This is a genomic window from Microcystis sp. LE19-84.1B (genome assembly GCF_027531875.1).
Lineage (GTDB): Bacteria > Cyanobacteriota > Cyanobacteriia > Cyanobacteriales > Microcystaceae > Microcystis > Microcystis panniformis.
The window spans coordinates 1-2,435 of sequence record NZ_JAPZSR010000060.1 but is presented as its reverse complement, the minus strand read 5'-3'; the positions used below and the strand labels follow the sequence as shown (position 1 = coordinate 2,435).

Here is a 2,435-nt window from a genome sequence, read left to right as displayed (position 1 = left end):
CAAGAGAAGATATTGATAAAAATAGCAATCATAAAAACCAAATCCCCAACATTTATCAAGCAATTATTTTTATTAGTAAATATTCTACACGACTCAGTCCAGATAAGCAAGATGGCTTACCACTACTACCGAATCACTACCTCTGTGTCTTTTGTGGGAAAGGTAGAGGTCATGATTTTAGTTTATTTAAAAAAAGTCGAGTTCGTTTTCATCCTTTAACTACCAGCATAGAAGACAGTGGTTATCAGGGAATAGCTGCATACCATAGTAATAGTTATACACCGAAAAAGAAATCGAAAAATAGAAAATTAACCGAGTTAGAAAAAGAGTATAACAAGGCTTTAGCCAAAGAAAGGATTATCATTGAACATATAAATAGGAAACTCAAAATCTTTAAAATCTTATCCTGTAAATATCGGAATCGTCGTCGAAGATATAGTTTAAGAGTTAACTTGTTGGCGGCTATTTATAACTGTGAGTTAGGGATAGGTATAGCAGCTTCTTAAAAGTTGCCTAAAGATTAATCAAGTCAAGGATAATTTATTCTCAATTATAAAAATTGAGATAGTTTGTGCTGCTTAAATAAAGAGGTTTTGATAACCAAATTAAAGCATATCTAAAGAGTTTTGAGTTAAAAGTTAAACTTCAAGTTTTCATTCAGGACTAATGTACTGGTTAACTAATTTTTTTGGGAAAATTAGTTAACCCATCATTATAACATATAATTAATTTCCAAGAGTTCTATAGGAGGAAAATCTAAGCTGGTATCTCCAATTCAGTCGCTGGTAACTAGATGAGAGAAACTGTGGCGATTAACTGACAGGGGGACAAGCAAGCCGAAAAGCTTATGTAGCATGGAATACAGATACAGACTCCAAAAAAAGATAAGTCATATTTACCATATATGACCTAAATAACGAAAATGATAAGTGAACTATACCAGAAAGTGTTAGAAAATGAACTGGGACGAGCCAGATATCTACTGTTGTTAATGATAGTTGGAACCTTGCAAATACTAAAGCAAGCTAAGTTAGAGCCGACACTCCGCACTTCAAAATGTAGTATAAAGTAGCATAAACTCATTCAAGAAAAAATAAGTAAAAATACTCAGAGAATTAGTCCCAAAAAAGTGAGACAATCAAAAAGCTCAAAAATCTATTAAAGGTACAAAAATTGTCTCCTATCTCAGAGGTAAAAATTAAAAACCTAGATCACTTAGGAATAGTAGCCGGGCTAATTGACGAAATAGGAATAGTTGAAATAATCAACTCTAAATTAGGAATCGACCCCCGAGAAAAAATTTCAGCAGGAACAGTGGTCAAAGCTATTCTAATCAATGGATTAGGATTTGTTTCAAGACCTTTATACTTATTTAGTCAATTTTTTGAAGATAAAGGAATCGAAGAATTATTGGGAGAAGAAATAAAAACCGATTATATCAATGATGATAAAATTGGGAGAGTCATGGATGAATTATACAAACATGGACTGAATGATATCTTTATAGAAGTTGTCTTATCGGTCATCAAAAAATTTAAAATAGAGACAAAATATTCTCATCTAGATGCCACATCATTTCCTCTAGATGGAGAATATAAAAGTGAAGAAAAAAAAGAGAAAGAAGAAGAGCTGCTCAAAGAAAGACCAATAATTATTACTAAAGGATATTCTCGTGACCATCGACCAGATTTGAAACAATGCGTCTTAGACTTAATAACAACCGAGGATGGAGACGTACCATTATTTGTGAGAGTCGGAGATGGAAATGAAGCGGACAAAGCTGTCTTTGGCAAAATCTTAGTAGAATTTAAAAAACCAATAAAATTTGACAGTATTATGGTCTGTGACAGTGCCTTATATAGTCAAGAGAATCTTCAACTAATTCAACATCTAAAATGGATAAGTAGAGTTCCCATGACGATAAAAAGAGCCAAAGAATTAGTCCAAAATTCAGAAATGGAAGAAATAGAGGCCAAGGAAAGAGAAAAAAGGGCAGAGCTAAATTTAGAAGGATATACCTGGAAAGAAGAAAAAGTGACTTATGGGGGAATCCAACAAATCTGGCTAATAGTAACCAGTGAAAAAAGACAAATAAGTGACTTAAAAAAACTAGAAAATAACCTAAAAAAAGAAAAAGACAAAGGGGAGATAATTCTCAAGAGCTTGCAGAAAGAAGAGTTGGAAAATCCCCAACAAGCCCGATATAAATTAAGAGCAATTAATCAAAAACTAAACCTCGTTAAAATCCTAGAAATTGACCTAATTGCCAGTCAATCAAAAGACCATAAAACGATTTATAAAATTAGCGGCGTAGGGCAAGAAAAAACTGAAGAGATAGTCAGAAGAAGAAAGGAAGCAGGCAGATTTATTTTAGCAACTAACTTAGTTGATGAAGAAGACAAATTAGACTCAGCCGAAATGGTGACAACTTATAA

The 2,435-nt window shown here is 32.9% G+C and carries 2 protein-coding genes; both read left to right on the top strand.

Annotated features, from left to right (window positions below):
- The coding region (locus O9324_RS03315; protein WP_288139464.1) for a transposase family protein at positions 1-506 on the top strand (506 nt) is incomplete at its 5' end.
- 667 nt (positions 507-1,173) lie between these two features.
- The coding region (locus O9324_RS03310) for an IS1634 family transposase (RefSeq protein ID WP_288139463.1) at positions 1,174-2,435 on the top strand (1,262 nt) is incomplete at its 3' end.